The sequence below is a fragment of the Paenimyroides ceti genome (genome assembly GCF_030409925.1).
Genome location: NZ_JAUFQU010000001.1, coordinates 1,300,662 through 1,316,742, shown reverse-complemented (window position 1 = coordinate 1,316,742; position 16,081 = coordinate 1,300,662). Strand labels below are relative to the sequence as shown.

At 36.2% G+C, this 16,081-nt stretch carries 16 protein-coding genes; 11 read left to right on the top strand and 5 right to left on the bottom strand.

All coding sequences use genetic code 11. The features are described from left to right. Positions 1 to 83 precede the first annotated feature (83 nt). A complete protein-coding gene (locus tag QW060_RS06325; protein WP_290362800.1) occupies positions 84 to 572 on the top strand; it encodes a lipocalin family protein in 489 nt (162 codons plus the stop codon). Positions 573 to 602: 30 nt separating this feature from the next. On the opposite strand, the gene QW060_RS06320 is transcribed toward QW060_RS06325, so the two are convergent. Further along, complete coding sequence (locus QW060_RS06320; RefSeq protein WP_290362799.1) at positions 603 to 2,015, bottom strand: FAD-binding oxidoreductase; 1,413 nt, start codon at positions 2,013 to 2,015, stop codon at positions 603 to 605. Continuing rightward, the gene (locus tag QW060_RS06315; RefSeq protein WP_290362798.1) at positions 2,015 to 3,238 is read right to left on the bottom strand and encodes an MFS transporter; all 1,224 of its coding nucleotides are present in this window, start codon (positions 3,236 to 3,238) and stop codon (positions 2,015 to 2,017) included. The genes QW060_RS06320 and QW060_RS06315 overlap by 1 nt, the downstream gene beginning before the upstream one ends. A gap of 118 nt (positions 3,239 to 3,356) precedes the next feature. On the opposite strand from QW060_RS06315, the gene meaB reads away from it, so the two are divergent. Further along, a complete protein-coding gene (gene meaB / locus QW060_RS06310) occupies positions 3,357 to 4,457 on the top strand; it encodes a methylmalonyl Co-A mutase-associated GTPase MeaB (protein ID WP_290362797.1) in 1,101 nt (366 codons plus the stop codon). Here meaB and QW060_RS06305 read toward each other — a convergent pair whose 3' ends face one another. Then, positions 4,458 to 4,691 carry a hypothetical protein gene (locus QW060_RS06305; protein WP_290362796.1) on the bottom strand — a complete coding sequence of 78 codons (234 nt, stop codon included), beginning with the start codon at positions 4,689 to 4,691 and terminating at the stop codon, positions 4,458 to 4,460. Positions 4,692 to 4,701: 10 nt separating this feature from the next. Further along, a complete protein-coding gene (locus tag QW060_RS06300; protein WP_290362795.1) occupies positions 4,702 to 6,093 on the bottom strand; it encodes an MATE family efflux transporter in 1,392 nt (463 codons plus the stop codon). A 109-nt stretch (positions 6,094 to 6,202) separates the two neighbouring features. Here QW060_RS06300 and QW060_RS06295 point away from each other — a divergent pair, with 109 nt between their 5' ends. Beyond that, on the top strand, positions 6,203 to 6,700 hold the full coding sequence (locus QW060_RS06295; protein WP_290362794.1) for a hypothetical protein: 498 nt from the start codon (positions 6,203 to 6,205) through the stop codon (positions 6,698 to 6,700). 45 nt (positions 6,701 to 6,745) lie between these two features. Continuing rightward, complete coding sequence (locus QW060_RS06290; protein WP_290362793.1) at positions 6,746 to 7,171, top strand: META domain-containing protein; 426 nt, start codon at positions 6,746 to 6,748, stop codon at positions 7,169 to 7,171. Positions 7,172 to 7,203: 32 nt separating this feature from the next. Here QW060_RS06290 and QW060_RS06285 read toward each other — a convergent pair whose 3' ends face one another. Continuing rightward, positions 7,204 to 8,253: a peptide-N-glycosidase F-related protein gene (locus tag QW060_RS06285; protein WP_290362792.1), complete on the bottom strand. Its 1,050-nt coding sequence runs from the start codon at positions 8,251 to 8,253 to the stop codon at positions 7,204 to 7,206. 111 nt (positions 8,254 to 8,364) lie between these two features. Here QW060_RS06285 and recG point away from each other — a divergent pair, with 111 nt between their 5' ends. The 7 genes from recG (at position 8,365) to QW060_RS06250 (ending at position 16,080) form a co-directional block, all read left to right on the top strand. After that, positions 8,365 to 10,473 (top strand): ATP-dependent DNA helicase RecG, encoded by a 2,109-nt coding sequence (gene recG, locus QW060_RS06280; RefSeq protein WP_290362791.1) that lies wholly within the window; start codon positions 8,365 to 8,367, stop codon positions 10,471 to 10,473. Continuing rightward, complete coding sequence (locus tag QW060_RS06275) at positions 10,470 to 11,048, top strand: non-canonical purine NTP diphosphatase (RefSeq protein WP_290364708.1); 579 nt, start codon at positions 10,470 to 10,472, stop codon at positions 11,046 to 11,048. The genes recG and QW060_RS06275 overlap by 4 nt, the downstream gene beginning before the upstream one ends. Before the next feature lie 95 nt (positions 11,049 to 11,143). Next, on the top strand, positions 11,144 to 12,949 hold the full coding sequence (locus QW060_RS06270) for a DEAD/DEAH box helicase (protein ID WP_290362790.1): 1,806 nt from the start codon (positions 11,144 to 11,146) through the stop codon (positions 12,947 to 12,949). Between the two features lie 74 nt (positions 12,950 to 13,023). Further along, positions 13,024 to 13,743 carry a hypothetical protein gene (locus tag QW060_RS06265; RefSeq protein WP_290362789.1) on the top strand — a complete coding sequence of 240 codons (720 nt, stop codon included), beginning with the start codon at positions 13,024 to 13,026 and terminating at the stop codon, positions 13,741 to 13,743. Between the two features lie 107 nt (positions 13,744 to 13,850). Continuing rightward, positions 13,851 to 15,104 carry a dihydroorotase gene (locus QW060_RS06260; protein ID WP_290362788.1) on the top strand — a complete coding sequence of 418 codons (1,254 nt, stop codon included), beginning with the start codon at positions 13,851 to 13,853 and terminating at the stop codon, positions 15,102 to 15,104. Then, entirely contained in the window at positions 15,104 to 15,436 is a 333-nt protein-coding gene (locus tag QW060_RS06255) for a hypothetical protein (protein ID WP_290362787.1), read from the top strand. The genes QW060_RS06260 and QW060_RS06255 overlap by 1 nt, the downstream gene beginning before the upstream one ends. Next, a complete protein-coding gene (locus QW060_RS06250; RefSeq protein WP_290362786.1) occupies positions 15,436 to 16,080 on the top strand; it encodes an alpha/beta hydrolase in 645 nt (214 codons plus the stop codon). Before QW060_RS06255 ends, QW060_RS06250 begins: the two co-directional genes overlap by 1 nt. Position 16,081 lies beyond the last annotated feature (1 nt).

The window sequence follows — 16,081 nt, the reverse complement described above, 5'->3', positions numbered from 1 at the left end:
ATGATAAAAATTAAGTTTTTTTATATTTATTGAGTTTATTCTAAAATAAAATATATTTTTGTAAAACTATAAACAATTATTCTATGAAAAATTTTTATTCTATTTTGGCTTTATCCCTTATGATAAGTGTTACAAGTCTTACATCTTGTACCCCTGATTATGTAGAATACAACGGAGAAGCAACAGGCGGTAGTGTTGATAAAGCTAAGTTAGTAGCAAAATGGGATCTGAAAACAGTCAAGCAAAGAATAACTACTATGGGAGTACCCGTTGATGGTCCTACAAAAAGCGTTTCTTCTGGTAATTCTATTCATGTAGAATTTAAAGAAGACGGTACTGCCGCTACTACTTATAATACAACGGATTCATTCGATAGAATGCTTTTTCCGGCACTGAAAAGTTATACTGTTACAGGATCTGAACTACAAATGACTTTATCCAACAATAGTCCATTAAATGTTACTGTTCAGACATTGAACGCCAGCAAACTTATTTTCGTTTTTAAAGAAACTCAAAATATGGCTGGTCAGGAAATTATTACTGAAACGATTTATAACTTTACGAAGTTATAAAAAAGAGCGATTTAAAAATCGCTCTTTTTTTTATTGCTGTGGAAATATTTTTCCCGGATTCATAATATTTTTAAGGTCAAATACTTTTTTAATATCTTGCATAAGCTGTAAGTGAAGACGATTGAATGCGATATCCATATACTCTTTCTGTACCCAGCCAATCCCGTGTTCACCGGAAAGGGTTCCCTTCAAATGAACCGTCAGTTCAAAGATTTCCCTGATTCCCTTCGGAACATTCGTTTTCCAATCTGTATCCGTCATATTTTCTTTAATGATGTTTACATGTAAATTCCCATCTCCGGCATGTCCGTAACAAATGGAACGAAACCCGTATTTTTTACCAATCTCTTTTATTCCTTTTAGTAATACAGGTAATTCATATCGGGGAACTACAGTATCTTCTTCTTTATAGACTGTATTCTGTTTTACTGCCTCAGCAACATTTCTTCGCAGTTTCCATAACTTATTTTTTTGCTCTTCTGTATCGGCATATAAAACTTCATCGATAGCGTAAGCCTCCACCACCTGAACTATTTTTTCTGCTTCTGCAAATAATACTTCCTGATAATTACCATCTACTTCGATAAGTAAATGAGCTTCAATTCCATCATTAATACCTAAATCGCCAAAATCATTATATTGTAGCGTCCAGTCGATAGCGTCTCTTTCCATGAATTCCAAAGCACTTGGTACTATTCCGGCTCTGAAAATAGCTGAAACGGCTTCTGCTGCCTGCGTCATCTGATAAAAAGGTACCAGCATTAATATATTATAACGATTCTGAGGCAATAGCTTTAAAACAATCTGGGTAATGACTCCTAATGTCCCCTCACTACCCACCAACAATTGCGTAAGATTATATCCTGTAGCATTCTTTAGCGTGTTTGCTCCGGTCCAAATGATCGCTCCATTGGGCAAAACGACCTCAAGGTTCAATACATAATCTTTGGTTACTCCATATTTTACGGCTCTCGCACCACCTGCATTTTCTGCTATATTTCCTCCTATAAAACAACTGCCCTTACTACTCGGATCTACCGGATAGAAAAGTCCTGCTTTGGTAACTTCATTTTGCAAGACTTCGGTAATGACGCCGGGTTGTGTTATGATCTGAAAATTTTTTTCATCAATAGCAATAATGCGGTTCATACGTTCTAATGAAAGTCCGATTCCTTTATGAACTGCTAATATACCGCCACTCAATCCGGTTCTTGCTCCTATAGGAACAACAGGTATTCTATATTCTGAAGCGAGCTTCATAATTTCAGACACTTCCACTGTCGTTTGAGGTTTTACCACAACAGATGGCGGAAAATTAAGATCTTCTGTATGGTCACTGCCATATTGCTTCAATACGTCCACATCACTAAAAACAAATGATGGAGAAACAATCTGCTGCAATGCAGTTATTACTTCTTCTGTAATATGATATTCTTTATCCATTATTCCGCTTCTTTAAGTCCAACTTTTTTCATATCCGGTAAAAAGTAAGCAATAATACCTATCAGAGGCAGATATGAGCATACAACGTAAATATAAGCTACGGAGGTAAGATCTGCCCACCATCCTAAAACTGCAGAACCCAATCCACCCATACCAAAAGCAAAACCGTAAAACAATCCGGACACCATTCCTATTTTCTTAGGCAATAACTCCTGAGCATATACCAATATCGCAGGAAAAGCAGACGAGATAATCAAACCGATGATCACAATCAAAATCCCTGTCCACTGCAAGCCTACATAGGGCAACAACAACGTAAAAGGTGCAGCTCCCAATACTGAAAACCATATTACGTATTTTCTTCCTATTTTATCACCAAAATAACCTCCTAATAAAGTTCCTACTGCAACAGACAACAAAAAATAAAAAAGGTAAACCTGTGCCTGAATCTCATTTAAACCAAATTTATCCATGGTATAAAATTGGAAATAACTGGTTATACTTGCTACATAAAAATATTTAGAAAAAATAAGAATTAGTAATATGGCAATAGATGACGTGATTCTGTTTGGCGATAAATCCGGAAGATATATTTTTTTCTTTTGATTTTTATTTACCAGTTTTAAATTATTGGAATACCATCTTCCGATATAGGTAAGTACTATTTTGGCTACCAATGCAAAAAGGACAAACCATAAAATATGATGCTGATCGTTGGGTATTACTATCCAGGCAACCAGTAAAGGTGCCAGCGCAGTACCTGAATTACCGCCAATCTGAAAAATTGACTGTGCAAGACTTCTTTTACCTCCTGATGCCAAATAAGCAACCCGTGAAGATTCCGGATGAAAAATAGATGAGCCTATCCCTACAAGAATAACTGCTGCCAAGATCCATCCGTAACTCGGTGCATACGCCAACGCAATGATTCCGGTTGTTGTAAAAAACATACCTATAATCTGGGAATAAGGTTTTGGATTTTTATCCGTAAATGACCCCACAAGAGGTTGTAATAAGGAAGCTGCCAGCTGATAACATAAGGTAATCATACCAATCTGCCCCATAGACAAATCAAATTTCTGTTCCAGTCTCGGATAAATTGCAGGAATTACCCCTTGAAGTAAATCGTTTAACAAATGGGCAAAACTTACTGCTATCAGAATAGAATAAGCAGTTTTATTCGTTGAAGAAGAAGTACTTACTTCAGATGTGATAGTACTCATAGTTTAGGTTACAATAAAATTCCCTGCAAAATTAGTAAATATTCAAACTAAAAAAGTCGCATGGCCTATTTCTTTTCCGATGATATATTTAGTATTTTTGTTTGAGTGAACACTAATTATGACAGCAAAGAAAAAAGACAAATCGGCACTCAGTGAAAATGAAGGCATTACACAACCTGATTCGTTCAGTTCCCAGTCTATTGCTGCGATACAAAACTTGCGCCGTCAAAAAGTTTCTCCTGAAATTCTAATCGAAGGTATTCTCAAAGGCGACAAAGTGAGTCTGAGCAGAGCCATAACCCTTATTGAGAGTACAAATCCTGAACATCAAAACAAAGCAAATACCATTATTAACGCCTGCCTTCCCTATGCTAATAAATCAGTTCGTGTTGGTATCACAGGAGTTCCGGGTGTGGGTAAAAGTACGTTTATAGAAGCTTTTGGACTTTATCTGACTGGTCTTGGCAAAAAAGTAGCTGTCCTGGCAATTGATCCCAGCAGCAGTATATCACGTGGCAGCATTTTAGGCGATAAAACACGTATGGAAGATTTGGTAAAAGATACAAATGCCTATATACGTCCATCTGCTTCAGGTGAAAGCCTCGGTGGTGTCTCGCGTAAAACCCGTGAAAGTATTATATTATGTGAAGCCTGTGGCTTTGATACCATATTGATAGAAACTGTCGGTGTAGGACAAAGTGAAACTGCTGTTCACAGTATGGTGGATTTTTTTCTATTGCTGAATCTTGCAGGTGCCGGTGATGAATTACAGGGAATTAAACGCGGAATTATGGAAATGGCCGATGCCGTTGTCATCAATAAGGCTGACGGTGACAATTTAGCCAAAGCAAGAAATGCAAAATTAGATGTCAACAGAGCATTACACCTTTTTCCGGTAAAACCTTCCGGATGGCAGCCAAAAGTTGTACTGGCAAGTGCTTTTTATAAAACAGGAATCGAAAATGTCTGGGAAATGATTACAGATTATCTCCAGCTTACAACGGAGAATTCTTATCTGGAAACACACAGAAGAGAGCAGAATCAATATTGGATGATGGAAACCATAAACGAACAACTGTTGCAGAAATTTTACAACAATTCTGACGTCATCGCATTGCTGAATGAAAATAAAAAAGCAGTGCAGAAAAATGAAAAATCACCTTTTGCAGCTGCTTTTGAAATTTTAGCTTTTTATGAAAACAAGAATAAAGAAATATAACTATTCTTCTTCTGCGTATCGTTCCATTTCACGATCATAGTACTCGCCTGCAAGAACTATTAAACGTTCCATTTCTGCTTCTACTTCCTGCTCTTCGTTTTCATCTATTTCTTCCAGAAATTCTATTTCATCATTTTCAAGATTAATAATAAAACGCGGAAATTCTAAATGAATAATAAAAATATCATCCGGATAATCCGTATTATCTGCCAATACAAATTTTGGTAATTCCATGTAATAAGTGTTATATAGTAGCTAAATCACTACGGGTTTTAATTAATTTTTGTGTCAAATAATTGAAGCGAAGATACGAAAAAATAGCAGATGCTGTCAACCCTGCTAAGAGTCCGTACCAAATACCCTGTGCTCCGAGACTGGTTTGCAACCCTAAAACCAAAGCTACAGGAAACCCAATAATCCAGTAAGAGATGAAACATCCTATCATAGGAATATTAACATCCTGTAATCCTCTCAAAGAACCGAGTATGGTAACCTGCAATCCATCAGATATCTGAAAAATAGCCGCAATGAGCAGTAATTTGCCTGCAAGAGCAATTACTTCATTGTTCATTTCCGCATTCATAAGATCTGCCCCGTCCAAAAATAAAAGTGGGATATACTTATGGAAAATAACAAAAAATAAAGCGAAAAAGGTGTACAGCATAGCCGTCATCAGCATAATAGATTTGGCAACAATCTGTAACTGAGGATAATTCTTTAATCCCCGCTGATTCCCTACCCGTATCATTGCTGCAACACTGAGTCCCGAAGCAAACATAAAGGTCATCGAAGCCATAGATAAAGCAATCTGATTGGCTGCCTGAGATACAGTACCCAACATACCTGATAGCCATACAGCAGCAGTAAAGAGACCTACTTCAAAAAAAGACTGCATAGAAGAGGGTAAACCAATGGACGTAATCTTTTTCATAAATCCAAAGTCCATTTCTTTAAAGCTGATTCTTTCTAAGAAAGGTTTAAAAACCATCTGAGAACGCATTGAATAATACATATATATCAACATACATATCCTTGCGACAAAAGTTCCGTAAGCGGCTCCCATCATACCCATCTTGGGGAAAATCCACACACCGTGAATCAATACATACGATAAAAAAACATTAACCAAATTGGCAATTATAGTGGCAAACATGGCATTTTTGGTTTTTGATTTACCATCAGAAAACTGTTTGAAGGCCTGATAAATAACCAATGGTATCAAAGACATGGCTACAATGTCCAAAAAAGGCTTTGCCAAAACAATAACCTCCTCAGGCTGATTCATATAACGAATCAACGGTTTGAAAAAATACAGTCCAAAGAAAAGAATAAGCCCCATAAGAATGCATAAAAACAAACCGTTCATAAACGTCTTACGGCCATCTTCAAAGTTATTTTCACTATCAGCGACGGCTACTAAAGGCGTTATAGCAGTAGAAAAACCAACGCCAATAGAAATTCCTATAAAAACAAAACTGTTGGCAAGAGATGCCGCAGCTAACTCTGTAGCCCCTATTTTTCCTACCAGAATGTTATCTACCACACCTACAACGGTATGCCCAAGCATTGCCAGAATGATGGGATACGCTAATCGAATATTATATCGAAACTCTTTGAAATATATATTCCAGTTCATTTTGATTTTTTTTTTTGCAAAGATAATCCGATAAGAAGATATAAATCACAAAAGCTCAAAAATATTGGCATGTATCTTGTTTTCTTAGCTTTTAAAAAAATTTAATAACATGAAAAAGATAATTTATATAGGATTACTTTCAGTATGTATCGGATCAGGGAATGCTTTTGCTCAGACATCACAAACAAATGACGGTTACCGAAAAGGATTTCGTTTAGGATTTGGTATCAACGGCGGTTTGGAAATGAATCAAAAGTATGAAGCTGCACTCGGAGCTGATGCCAGATTACAATATGACTTGTCTCAAAAAACATCCGTTACATTCACTTCAGGATACACCCATCTTTTTCAGGAAGGAGATGATGCGGGATTTGTACCGGTAAAATTCGGTTTTAAATACTTTTTTGCAAACAATTTTTACGCATTGGGTGAAGCCGGAGCTGCAATAGGTGCTACGGGAGATTTAAATAACTCACTATTACTTTCACCTTCTGTAGGCTTTGCCAATAAATACATTGATATCAGTTTGCGCTATGAAAATTATACTGATTATAATGTAGATCAGCTTGGAATCAGAATCGCTTATGGTTTTAGTCTGAAAAAATAAAATGTAACGATTTATTGCTTACTTTTATAAAAAAAATATCAGAATATGAAAAAAACGATTCTATTACTGGCGTTTATGATGAGTCTAATCTCTTTAACCTCCTGTAAAATGATAAAATCAGAAACAAAACAAGATGTAGTCCTTACCGGTACCGAATGGGTTTTAGTAAGTATCGGAGACAGAAAATTTGAAAAACTTGAAGGCATGCGTGCTGAAACCATAGGATTATCGTTCCTTGAAGATTCTTTCGGATCCTCTGACGGATGTAATGGTCTTGGCGGTACCTTTAAACAAGATGGACATAACATTGAGATGACGAACATCAGAAGTACCCGTATGTATTGTAAAGATATTATGGATAAATTATATAATATCCCTTTTATGTCAGTTACCTCTTTTGAAGTTAAAAACAATGAATTGAAACTTTTAGACGCTTCTAAAAAAGTAGTTGCTACTTTTAAGAAAAAATAAAAAAAAGCTACCTGAAGGTAGCTTTTTTTATTTTAGTTAACTATTGGTTTTACAATTGGCGAATTACTTTTTACTACAATGTAATTTGAAATTGCATAATAGGCATGCGGATTATCTATCTGAGCCTGCATATCATTTGTCCATGGCTGGAATTTATATTCAAAGTTCAGATTTTGTCCGGCTACACTGTTGGTGAATTTGTCAATTCGTACAGGTACCATCATTCCAGGACACCATCCTGCTCTGTCCGGTTTCCAGTTTCCTCTTTGGTTATTGATCGGGTTAGAAGCACAACCTTCCGCTTTTAATTCATGTGAAAATTTCTCTTCTGAATTGATCCATACATGATGTGTTCTGTAACACCACTCAGCACAACCTCTTCCTGCTTCCATAGGCGTTGCATGTCCCCAACCGCTGATAATAGTTCGGATGTGAGCACTTTCTGCGTTTGTAGGAATCTGAATACTGTGTGTAAGATCAAAATTATGGGTTTCTCCATAAGGTACACCTTCCAAAGAATTTTTATTATAAGCCATTACTTCTTCTACTTCATAGTATTTATAATCCGGTGTTCCGTAAGTATAATCAAAATCAGTACTTACCAGCCATCCGTCAGCACCCCAGACTTCAATAAAAATTCTTAATTCTGTAGCTCCCTGTAAAACCGATTTGAAATCCGTTACATCAACAACCAAACCTCTCTCGAGTACTTCAGTGCTTCTCCCATAAGGAGTAATATATCGTGCGATCTCATACCATTTACCGGTTGTTTTGTCTTTTGCCTGTACATTAGCATACATATCCCAGATATTACATCCGGCAGTAGGACATGCTAATTGTAAATAAAGTTTAATATTCTTTACTTTATCCATATCGGTAGGAAACGTAAATGTTTTTACAGCAGTCTGCTCCAGTCCGCCTCCAAAACCCAAATGTTCTTTATCAAATGTTTTTATGTTTACCACCTTATCAGGTTCAGGCCCTGGTGGTACTACCGGATCTCCTGTACTATCATCATTTACGCATGAATTAAACGAAACCACAACAAATAAACAACATAGTGTACTTAATAGTTTTTTCATATTTATAATAATTGTTAATTAAATGTAAAAATATAAATTTCCTTCAAAAAAACAATTTTTAATATTTTTTAATAATATAAATCAGTTTAGTAAATTAGCCCTTAAAAAGAAATGCAATATCAACTACTGGAAACACCTATTGAATATCTGAAAGGCGTTGGTCCTAACAGAGGGGAGGTTCTTAAAAAAGAATTGCAGATTTTTCGCTATAAAGATTTACTGAACTTTTATCCTTATAAATATCTCGACCGTACAAAGTTTTATAAAATAAATGAACTGAGTACTTCTTTAGTTTCTGAAATTCAAATCATCGGAAAAATCATTCATCTTAAAACTGTTGAACAAAAAAGAGGCAAACGTCTTGTCGCCACTTTTACCGATGGTACTTCAAAAATGGAATTGGTTTGGTTTCAAGGCATTAAATGGATCAAAGAAAACATAGCTTTAAACAGTCCGTATGTTGTTTTTGGTAAAATAAACCATTACAATAACATCTTTTCCATGCCACATCCGGAGATGGATCTGCTTGAAGACTATAAAAAGAATAATCAAACCGCTTTACAGGCGGTCTATCCTTCTACAGAAAAACTTCAGCAAAAAGGGATCACCAACAAAGTGATTACACGTCTGATGCAACAGGTGTTTATGGAAACACAGCATTTGTTTATGGAAATTTTTCCCGACAAACTTATGGATGAACTAAAGCTGATTCCTAAAAGAGACGCTTTTTTAAACATTCATTTTCCCAGAAACGGAGATCTATTATCGAGAGCCTCTTTCCGATTGAAATTTGAAGAACTTTTTTTTATACAATTACAGCTATTGTCTAAAAATCTGGTACGCAAAAATAAAATCAAGGGATTCGCATTTGAAAAAGTAGGCGATTATTTCAACCGTTTTTATAAAGAGCATTTACCTTTTCCACTTACCAACGCCCAAAAACGCGTACTCAAAGAAATCCGCAATGATATGGCACATGAAGTGCAAATGAACCGTCTTTTACAGGGAGATGTAGGAGCCGGAAAAACCATTGTGGGCTTCATGAGTATGCTGTTGGCTCTGGACAATGGATTTCAGGCATGTCTTATGGCTCCGACAGAGATTCTGGCCAATCAGCATTTTATTGGTATACAGGAGTTGGCTGAAAAAGCGGGTATCTCAGTCGGTTTGTTAACAGGCTCTACAAAAACGGCTGAACGCAGAGAACTCCATGAGCAGCTTGAAAATGGTACCTTACAAATACTCATTGGTACCCATGCCTTATTGGAAGACAAAGTCATTTTTAAAAATCTGGGACTGGCAATTATTGATGAACAGCATCGATTTGGAGTAGAACAACGTTCCAAACTGTGGAAAAAAAATTATATACCACCGCATATTCTGGTAATGACCGCAACCCCTATTCCGCGTACACTTGCCATGAGTCTTTACGGAGACCTTGATGTTTCGGTGATTGATGAATTACCACCGGGCAGAAAACCCATTCAAACACTTCATTATTTTGAAAGTAAACGTCTCAAAGTATGGTACTTTATCAAACAGGAAATTGCCAAAGGCCGTCAGGTATATATTGTCTATCCTTTGATTCAGGAGAGTGAAAAACTCGATTATAAAAATCTTATGGAGGGATATGAAGCTATTTCAAGAGATTTTAAACACCCTGATTATACCATAAGTATTGTACATGGTCAAATGACACCTAAAGAAAAAGAAACTGAAATGGACCGTTTTGTACAGGGAAAAACCAATATTATGATTGCTACAACGGTTATCGAGGTAGGTGTAAACGTACCAAATGCCTCTGTAATGATTATTGAAAGTGCCGAACGTTTCGGCTTATCACAACTCCACCAGCTCCGAGGTCGTGTAGGTCGTGGAGCAGAACAGAGTTTTTGTATTTTAATGACTGGAGAGAAGCTCAGCAATGATAGTAAGATAAGAATGGATACCATGTGCCGCACCAATGACGGGTTTGAAATCTCAGAAGTAGATTTAAAACTCAGAGGTCCCGGAGATATTATGGGTACACAACAAAGCGGTATTCTAAATCTGAAAATTGCCGATCTGGTTAAGGATCAGGATATTTTAAAACTCGCACGACACAAAGCTATTGAACTTCTAAAAGAAGATATTCGTCTGGAACAACCGGAACATCAGAAACTCAAAGAAATTTTTGAGAGTCTTGCACAAAAAAATAACATTTGGAATTATATATCATGAAAATCGTATTTGCCTCTAATAATAAAAATAAAATAAGAGAAATTAAAAATCAACTGCCTTCCACTATTGAACTCGTAAGTCTTGAAGATATCGGATGTACAGAAGATATTCCTGAAACAGCATCCACTATTGAAGGCAATGCCATCCTCAAGGCAGATTATGTAACAACACATTACCAGCTGCCTTGTTTTGCAGATGATACTGGGCTCGAAATTGAAGCGCTTAATGGCGAACCCGGCGTTTATTCTGCCCGATATGCAGGAGAAGCAAAAGACAGCAATGCCAATATAGAACTGGTTTTAAAAAAACTGAATAACGTAACCAACCGCAACGCAAAATTCAAAACAGTCATTGCTTTAAATATAAACGGTGAGCAACATTTGTTTACAGGCATTGTCAAGGGAACTATTACGGAACAGAAAACCGGAGAAGAAGGTTTTGGATATGATCCTATTTTTCAGCCCACAGCACATGATAAAACCTTTGCTCAGATGTCGTTAACTGAAAAATCAAAAATAAGTCATAGAGGTAAAGCAGTTGAAGAATTGATATCTTTTTTAAATTCTTTAAGATAATTATTATAAATTTCTCACAAACAAAATATTATATTAATAAAAATTGATTTTTTAAACAAAATAGCATTACCTTTGTAGCCATTTTTAAATATTATATGAATAAATTCGAAGAATTAGGATTGAATGAATCGTTATTATCAGCGATTCAAGATTTAGGTTTTGAAACCCCTTCAGAGGTTCAGGAAAAAGCTATTCCCCTATTATTGCAACAAGATACAGACATTGTTGCGTTGGCGCAAACGGGTACAGGGAAAACAGCTGCTTTCGGGTTTCCTTTGATTCAAAAATTAGACCCAAATGACAGAAGCACACAGGCATTAATCCTATCGCCTACAAGAGAATTGTGTTTACAAATTACAAACGAAATCAAGCAATATTCAAAGTATGTAAAAGGGTTACATACTGTTGCAGTATATGGTGGAGCGAGTATTACAGAACAAGCCAGAGAGGTAAAAAGAGGAGCACAGATTATTGTAGCAACTCCTGGTCGTATGCAAGATATGATCAACAGAAATTATGTGAACATCAAAAACATTCAGATTTGTGTTTTAGATGAAGCAGATGAGATGTTAAACATGGGGTTCTATGAAGATATCACTTCGATACTTTCAGATACTCCGGAAGAAAAAAATACCTGGTTATTTTCTGCAACTATGCCTATTGAAGTAGCGCGTATTGCAAAAGAATTCATGAAAAAACCACAAGAGATTACTGTAGGTCATAAAAACCAGGGATCTGTTAATGTTACACATGAATATTATATTGCCGGTGCACGTGACAGATATTCTGTTTTAAAGCGTCTGGCAGATATGAATCCGGACATTTTCTCAGTAATCTTTTGTAGAACAAAACGTGATACACAGGCTGTCGCTGAAAAATTGATTGAAGACGGATACAATGCAGCTGCATTACACGGTGATTTGTCTCAGGCTCAGCGTGACTCCGTAATGAAGGCATTCCGTGGAAGACAAATTCAGATGTTGGTAGCAACGGATGTAGCAGCACGTGGAATCGATGTAGATGATATCACTCACGTAATCAACTACCAGTTACCAGACGAAATTGAAACCTATAACCACCGTTCAGGACGAACAGGCCGTGCGGGTAAAACAGGTACTTCTATCGTTATCGTTACAAAAAGTGAATACCGAAAAATCAGCCAGATTGAGCGTATTATTAAAAATAAATTCATTGAAAAACCAATTCCATCCGGAAAAGAGATTTGTGAAGTACAATTAATTCACCTGGCAAACAAAGTAAAAGAAGTTAATGTAGATCCTGAGATCGAAAATTATCTTCCTCAAATTGAAGCTTCATTAGGAGATATTACTAAAGAAGAATTGATTAAAAAAATGTTTTCAGTAGAGTTCAATCGTTTTATTGAATACTACAAAAAACAAGACATTTTACAACCACAGGGAAGAGAAAGAGGAGAGCGCGACAGCAGAAACTCAAGAGAACCAAGAGTATCTAATGACGGTTCTGTTCGTTATTTCTTAAACCTTGGATCACGTGATAACTTTGACTGGATGAGCTTAAAAGACTTCTTACGTGATACGTTGGATCTTGGAAGAGATGATTTGTTTAAAGTTGATGTAAAAGAAGGATTCTCTTTCTTTAACACAGATGCTGAACATTCAGAAAAAGTAATTGATATCTTAAACAATATCAACCACGAAGGACGTCGCGTAAATGTTGAAATCTCAACCAGCGATGGCGGAAGAAACAGTTCAAGAAGAGATCACAACCGAAGAAACGACAGACCTCGTACAGGCGGTGGTTTCGGAGCTAAAAGCAGTGACAGAAGACCTGAGCGTTCTTTCAGACGTAACTCTGATGACCGTCCGTTGAGAAACGAGCGTTCTTCTACCCGTGGAGACCGTCCAAGACGTTCTAAATAATTTTTGTTAATTATTTAATAATAGCCATATAAACTGTAAAATATCTCTTATTTTTGATTCATTCTAAAATCATTATGAGATATTTTACAGTTTTTTTATTTCTAATCCTTTCAACAACACTGCTGGCACAGGAAAAACATTTATTGAAAGGTGTGGTTATAAACGAGTTAACCCTCGAAAATGAACCTAACATCAGCATCATTAACCTTAATACGCTTAAAGTTGCCAAAACAAACAACGAAGGAGTATTTCAGATTGAAGGTGCCCTTAATGACACTCTTCACTTCTCAGCAGAAGGTTTTCGTGCTTTAAAACTGCGTGTAACGAATGACTGGATCAAAGACAATACGATAAAAGTCTATATAAAAGACGGGTCAACGGTTCTTGATGAAATGATCATCAACTCTGTTCAGCTTACCGGATACCTTCAGGTAGATACTAAATTATTAGCACTGGCAGATTATCCTTACACAAGAAGCTTTGATGTAGCTGGTGTTTCACCTTACTACAATAACGGATTTAACCCTATCAACGGTATTTATAATCTTGTAAAGAGAAAATCAAAAACGAATATGCAGATTCGCCAAATCAAAGAAGAAACAGCTTTGATTGAAATTATGAAATCAAAATATGACAGAGAAACGGTTTCTGCCCTGCTCAACATTTCAAAAGAAGAAATTGTACAGATTTTACAGCGTTGCAATCAGTCAGAACGATTTATTTATACCGCTTCAGATTATCAGATCTTCAATGCCGTGAATGAATGTTTTCAAATAAACACCATAAAAAATTAAATACATCTTTTCAGATGTATTTTTTTTGTTTAAAATAATAGGTTCAACTTTTTAAAAATGTACTTTTGCATTATATAAACAACACTTTACAACACACCAATTAGCAAATGGATTTATTAATCAAAGACGCAATCATTATTGCCCCGGAAACTGCTCATCATCATAAAAAAGTTTCGGTCAGAATTGTAAATGGCAACATTGCTGAAATCAACGAAAACATTGCTGCTGAAGGCATGGAAATATTAACGCTCCCTGACCTTCATATATCATCAGGATGGATGGATAGCTCTGTTTCTTTAGGAGAACCCGGATTTGAAGAAAGAGAAACACTTTCCAACGGATTGGACACAGCGGCTAAAAGCGGTTTTACCCACATTGCGCTACAACCCAATACACAACCTGTAGTTGATAACCAGACACTGGTATCGTTTGTAAAAAATAAAGCATTTGACAAAGCAACTACCCTACTGCCAATTGGTGCTTTTTCTAAACAACAGCAAGGTGAAGATCTGGCAGAAATGTACGATATGAAAAATGCCGGTGCCATTGCTTTCGGTGACTATAAAAAGTCAATTGCCAATGCCAACCTGTTAAAAATAGGATTACAATATACTCAGGATTTTGATGCTACAGTCATTGCATACTGCAACGATGCGTCTATAAAAGGTAAAGGCGTGGTTCATGAAGGAGAAGTATCTACCCGCTTAGGACTAAAAGGAATTCCTACACTTGCCGAAGAAGTTGTTTTGGCACGCAATCTGTTTTTATTGGAATATACGGGAGGAAAATTACACATTCCTACCATCAGTTCTGCAAAATCAGTATCGCTAATACGCGAAGCAAAAAACAAAGGTTTACAGGTAAGCTGTAGTGTAGCTGTACATCAATTGGTATTGACAGATGAAGTACTGGAAGAATTTGATACGCGCTATAAGGTAAATCCGCCCATCAGAAATGAATTTCACAGACAGGCTTTAATAGAAGGTGTGCTTGACGGAACGATTGATTGTATTACTTCTGATCACCAGCCATTGGACATTGAACACAAAAAAATGGAATTTGACCTGGCTAAGGACGGTACAATCGGATTGGAATCTGCTTTTGGAACCCTTCTTACTGTTTTACCTTTAGATGTTGTAATAGAAAAACTTACAGCAGCTAAAAAAATATTTCTAAACACACCGGAAGATTTGTTTGAAATCAACAAACCGGCATGTATTACGCTGTTTACTCCACATGGAGAAAGTATTTTCACAAAAGAAAATATATATTCAAAATCTAAAAATTCTGCATTTCTGAATCAGAAAATGAAAGGAAAGGTATACGGAATTATTAATAATGGCATTTTAAATTTGAAATAATGCGAAACGAAATAACAAAAGACGGAAAACTGGCTGCTATTATTGCTCATATAACCTTCTTAGGTCCTATTATCGCGTATTTTATCAATCTGGATGATAAGGATGCTTTCGGATCATTTTATATCAGACAAAGTGTAGGCATTTTATGCCTGTTTTTTCTTATAGGCGCTTTGATTGGATTTATTCCCTATCCTTCCGCATCCTATGCTTTTTATTTATTCATATTCATCCTTTGGATTTACAGCTTTATAGGTGCGGTTTCCAACGAATACAAACTTTTACCGTTTATTGGTCCTTATTTCCAAAAATGGTTTTCAAAAAAAGATAATTAATGAACCCTTCTTTACACTATCTGATACGCGAGCCAAAAACTATTTTGGAAAAAAATCCGCTGTTGCTTTTACTTCATGGTTATGGAAGTAATGAAGAAGATCTGTTCTCTTTTGCAAGTGAATTGCCCGATCATTACTACATCGTATCGGCAAGAGCTCCTTATACACTGCCTCCTTACGGAAATGCGTGGTATGCCATAACCTTTGATCAGGATATGAATAAGTTTTCAGACGATGATCAGGCTGCTGCTTCCAGAGATCTTATCGTTTCTTTTATCGATGAACTTTTAGATAAATATCCTATTGATAAAAATGCGGTTACGCTGATCGGATTCAGTCAGGGAGCGATTTTAAGTTATGCCGTAGCCCTATCCTATCCTGAAAAGGTACACAAAGTAGTGGCATTAAGCGGTTATTTTAATGAAAATATTTTAAAAGAAGGTTATAAAGATAATGATTTCAGTCATCTTAACTTCTTTATTTCACATGGTTCGGCTGACCAGGTAATACCTGTAGAATGGGCCAGAAAAAATCCTGAAATATTAGATACCTTAGGAGTAAAGAATACGTATCATGAATATCCTGTGGGACATGGAGTTGCGCCTCAGAATTTTTATGATTTCAGAAAGTTTCTTGAACAATAAA

Excerpts from the sequence above, each read along its gene's own strand:
- QW060_RS06290 (WP_290362793.1), top strand. The coding sequence starts at position 6,746 with ATGAAAAAAACGATTCTATTACTGGCGTTTATGATGAGTCTAATCTCT.
- QW060_RS06260 (WP_290362788.1), top strand. The coding sequence starts at position 13,851 with ATGGATTTATTAATCAAAGACGCAATCATTATTGCCCCGGAAACTGCT.
- QW060_RS06305 (WP_290362796.1), bottom strand. The coding sequence starts at position 4,691 with ATGGAATTACCAAAATTTGTATTGGCAGATAATACGGATTATCCGGAT.
- QW060_RS06315 (WP_290362798.1), bottom strand. The coding sequence starts at position 3,238 with ATGAGTACTATCACATCTGAAGTAAGTACTTCTTCTTCAACGAATAAA.
- QW060_RS06250 (WP_290362786.1), top strand. The coding sequence starts at position 15,436 with ATGAACCCTTCTTTACACTATCTGATACGCGAGCCAAAAACTATTTTG.
- QW060_RS06325 (WP_290362800.1), top strand. The coding sequence starts at position 84 with ATGAAAAATTTTTATTCTATTTTGGCTTTATCCCTTATGATAAGTGTT.
- meaB (WP_290362797.1), top strand. The coding sequence starts at position 3,357 with ATGACAGCAAAGAAAAAAGACAAATCGGCACTCAGTGAAAATGAAGGC.
- QW060_RS06320 (WP_290362799.1), bottom strand. The coding sequence starts at position 2,015 with ATGGATAAAGAATATCATATTACAGAAGAAGTAATAACTGCATTGCAG.
- QW060_RS06295 (WP_290362794.1), top strand. The coding sequence starts at position 6,203 with ATGAAAAAGATAATTTATATAGGATTACTTTCAGTATGTATCGGATCA.
- QW060_RS06300 (WP_290362795.1), bottom strand. The coding sequence starts at position 6,093 with ATGAACTGGAATATATATTTCAAAGAGTTTCGATATAATATTCGATTA.
- recG (WP_290362791.1), top strand. The coding sequence starts at position 8,365 with ATGCAATATCAACTACTGGAAACACCTATTGAATATCTGAAAGGCGTT.
- QW060_RS06255 (WP_290362787.1), top strand. The coding sequence starts at position 15,104 with ATGCGAAACGAAATAACAAAAGACGGAAAACTGGCTGCTATTATTGCT.
- QW060_RS06275 (WP_290364708.1), top strand. The coding sequence starts at position 10,470 with ATGAAAATCGTATTTGCCTCTAATAATAAAAATAAAATAAGAGAAATT.
- QW060_RS06270 (WP_290362790.1), top strand. The coding sequence starts at position 11,144 with ATGAATAAATTCGAAGAATTAGGATTGAATGAATCGTTATTATCAGCG.
- QW060_RS06285 (WP_290362792.1), bottom strand. The coding sequence starts at position 8,253 with ATGAAAAAACTATTAAGTACACTATGTTGTTTATTTGTTGTGGTTTCG.
- QW060_RS06265 (WP_290362789.1), top strand. The coding sequence starts at position 13,024 with ATGAGATATTTTACAGTTTTTTTATTTCTAATCCTTTCAACAACACTG.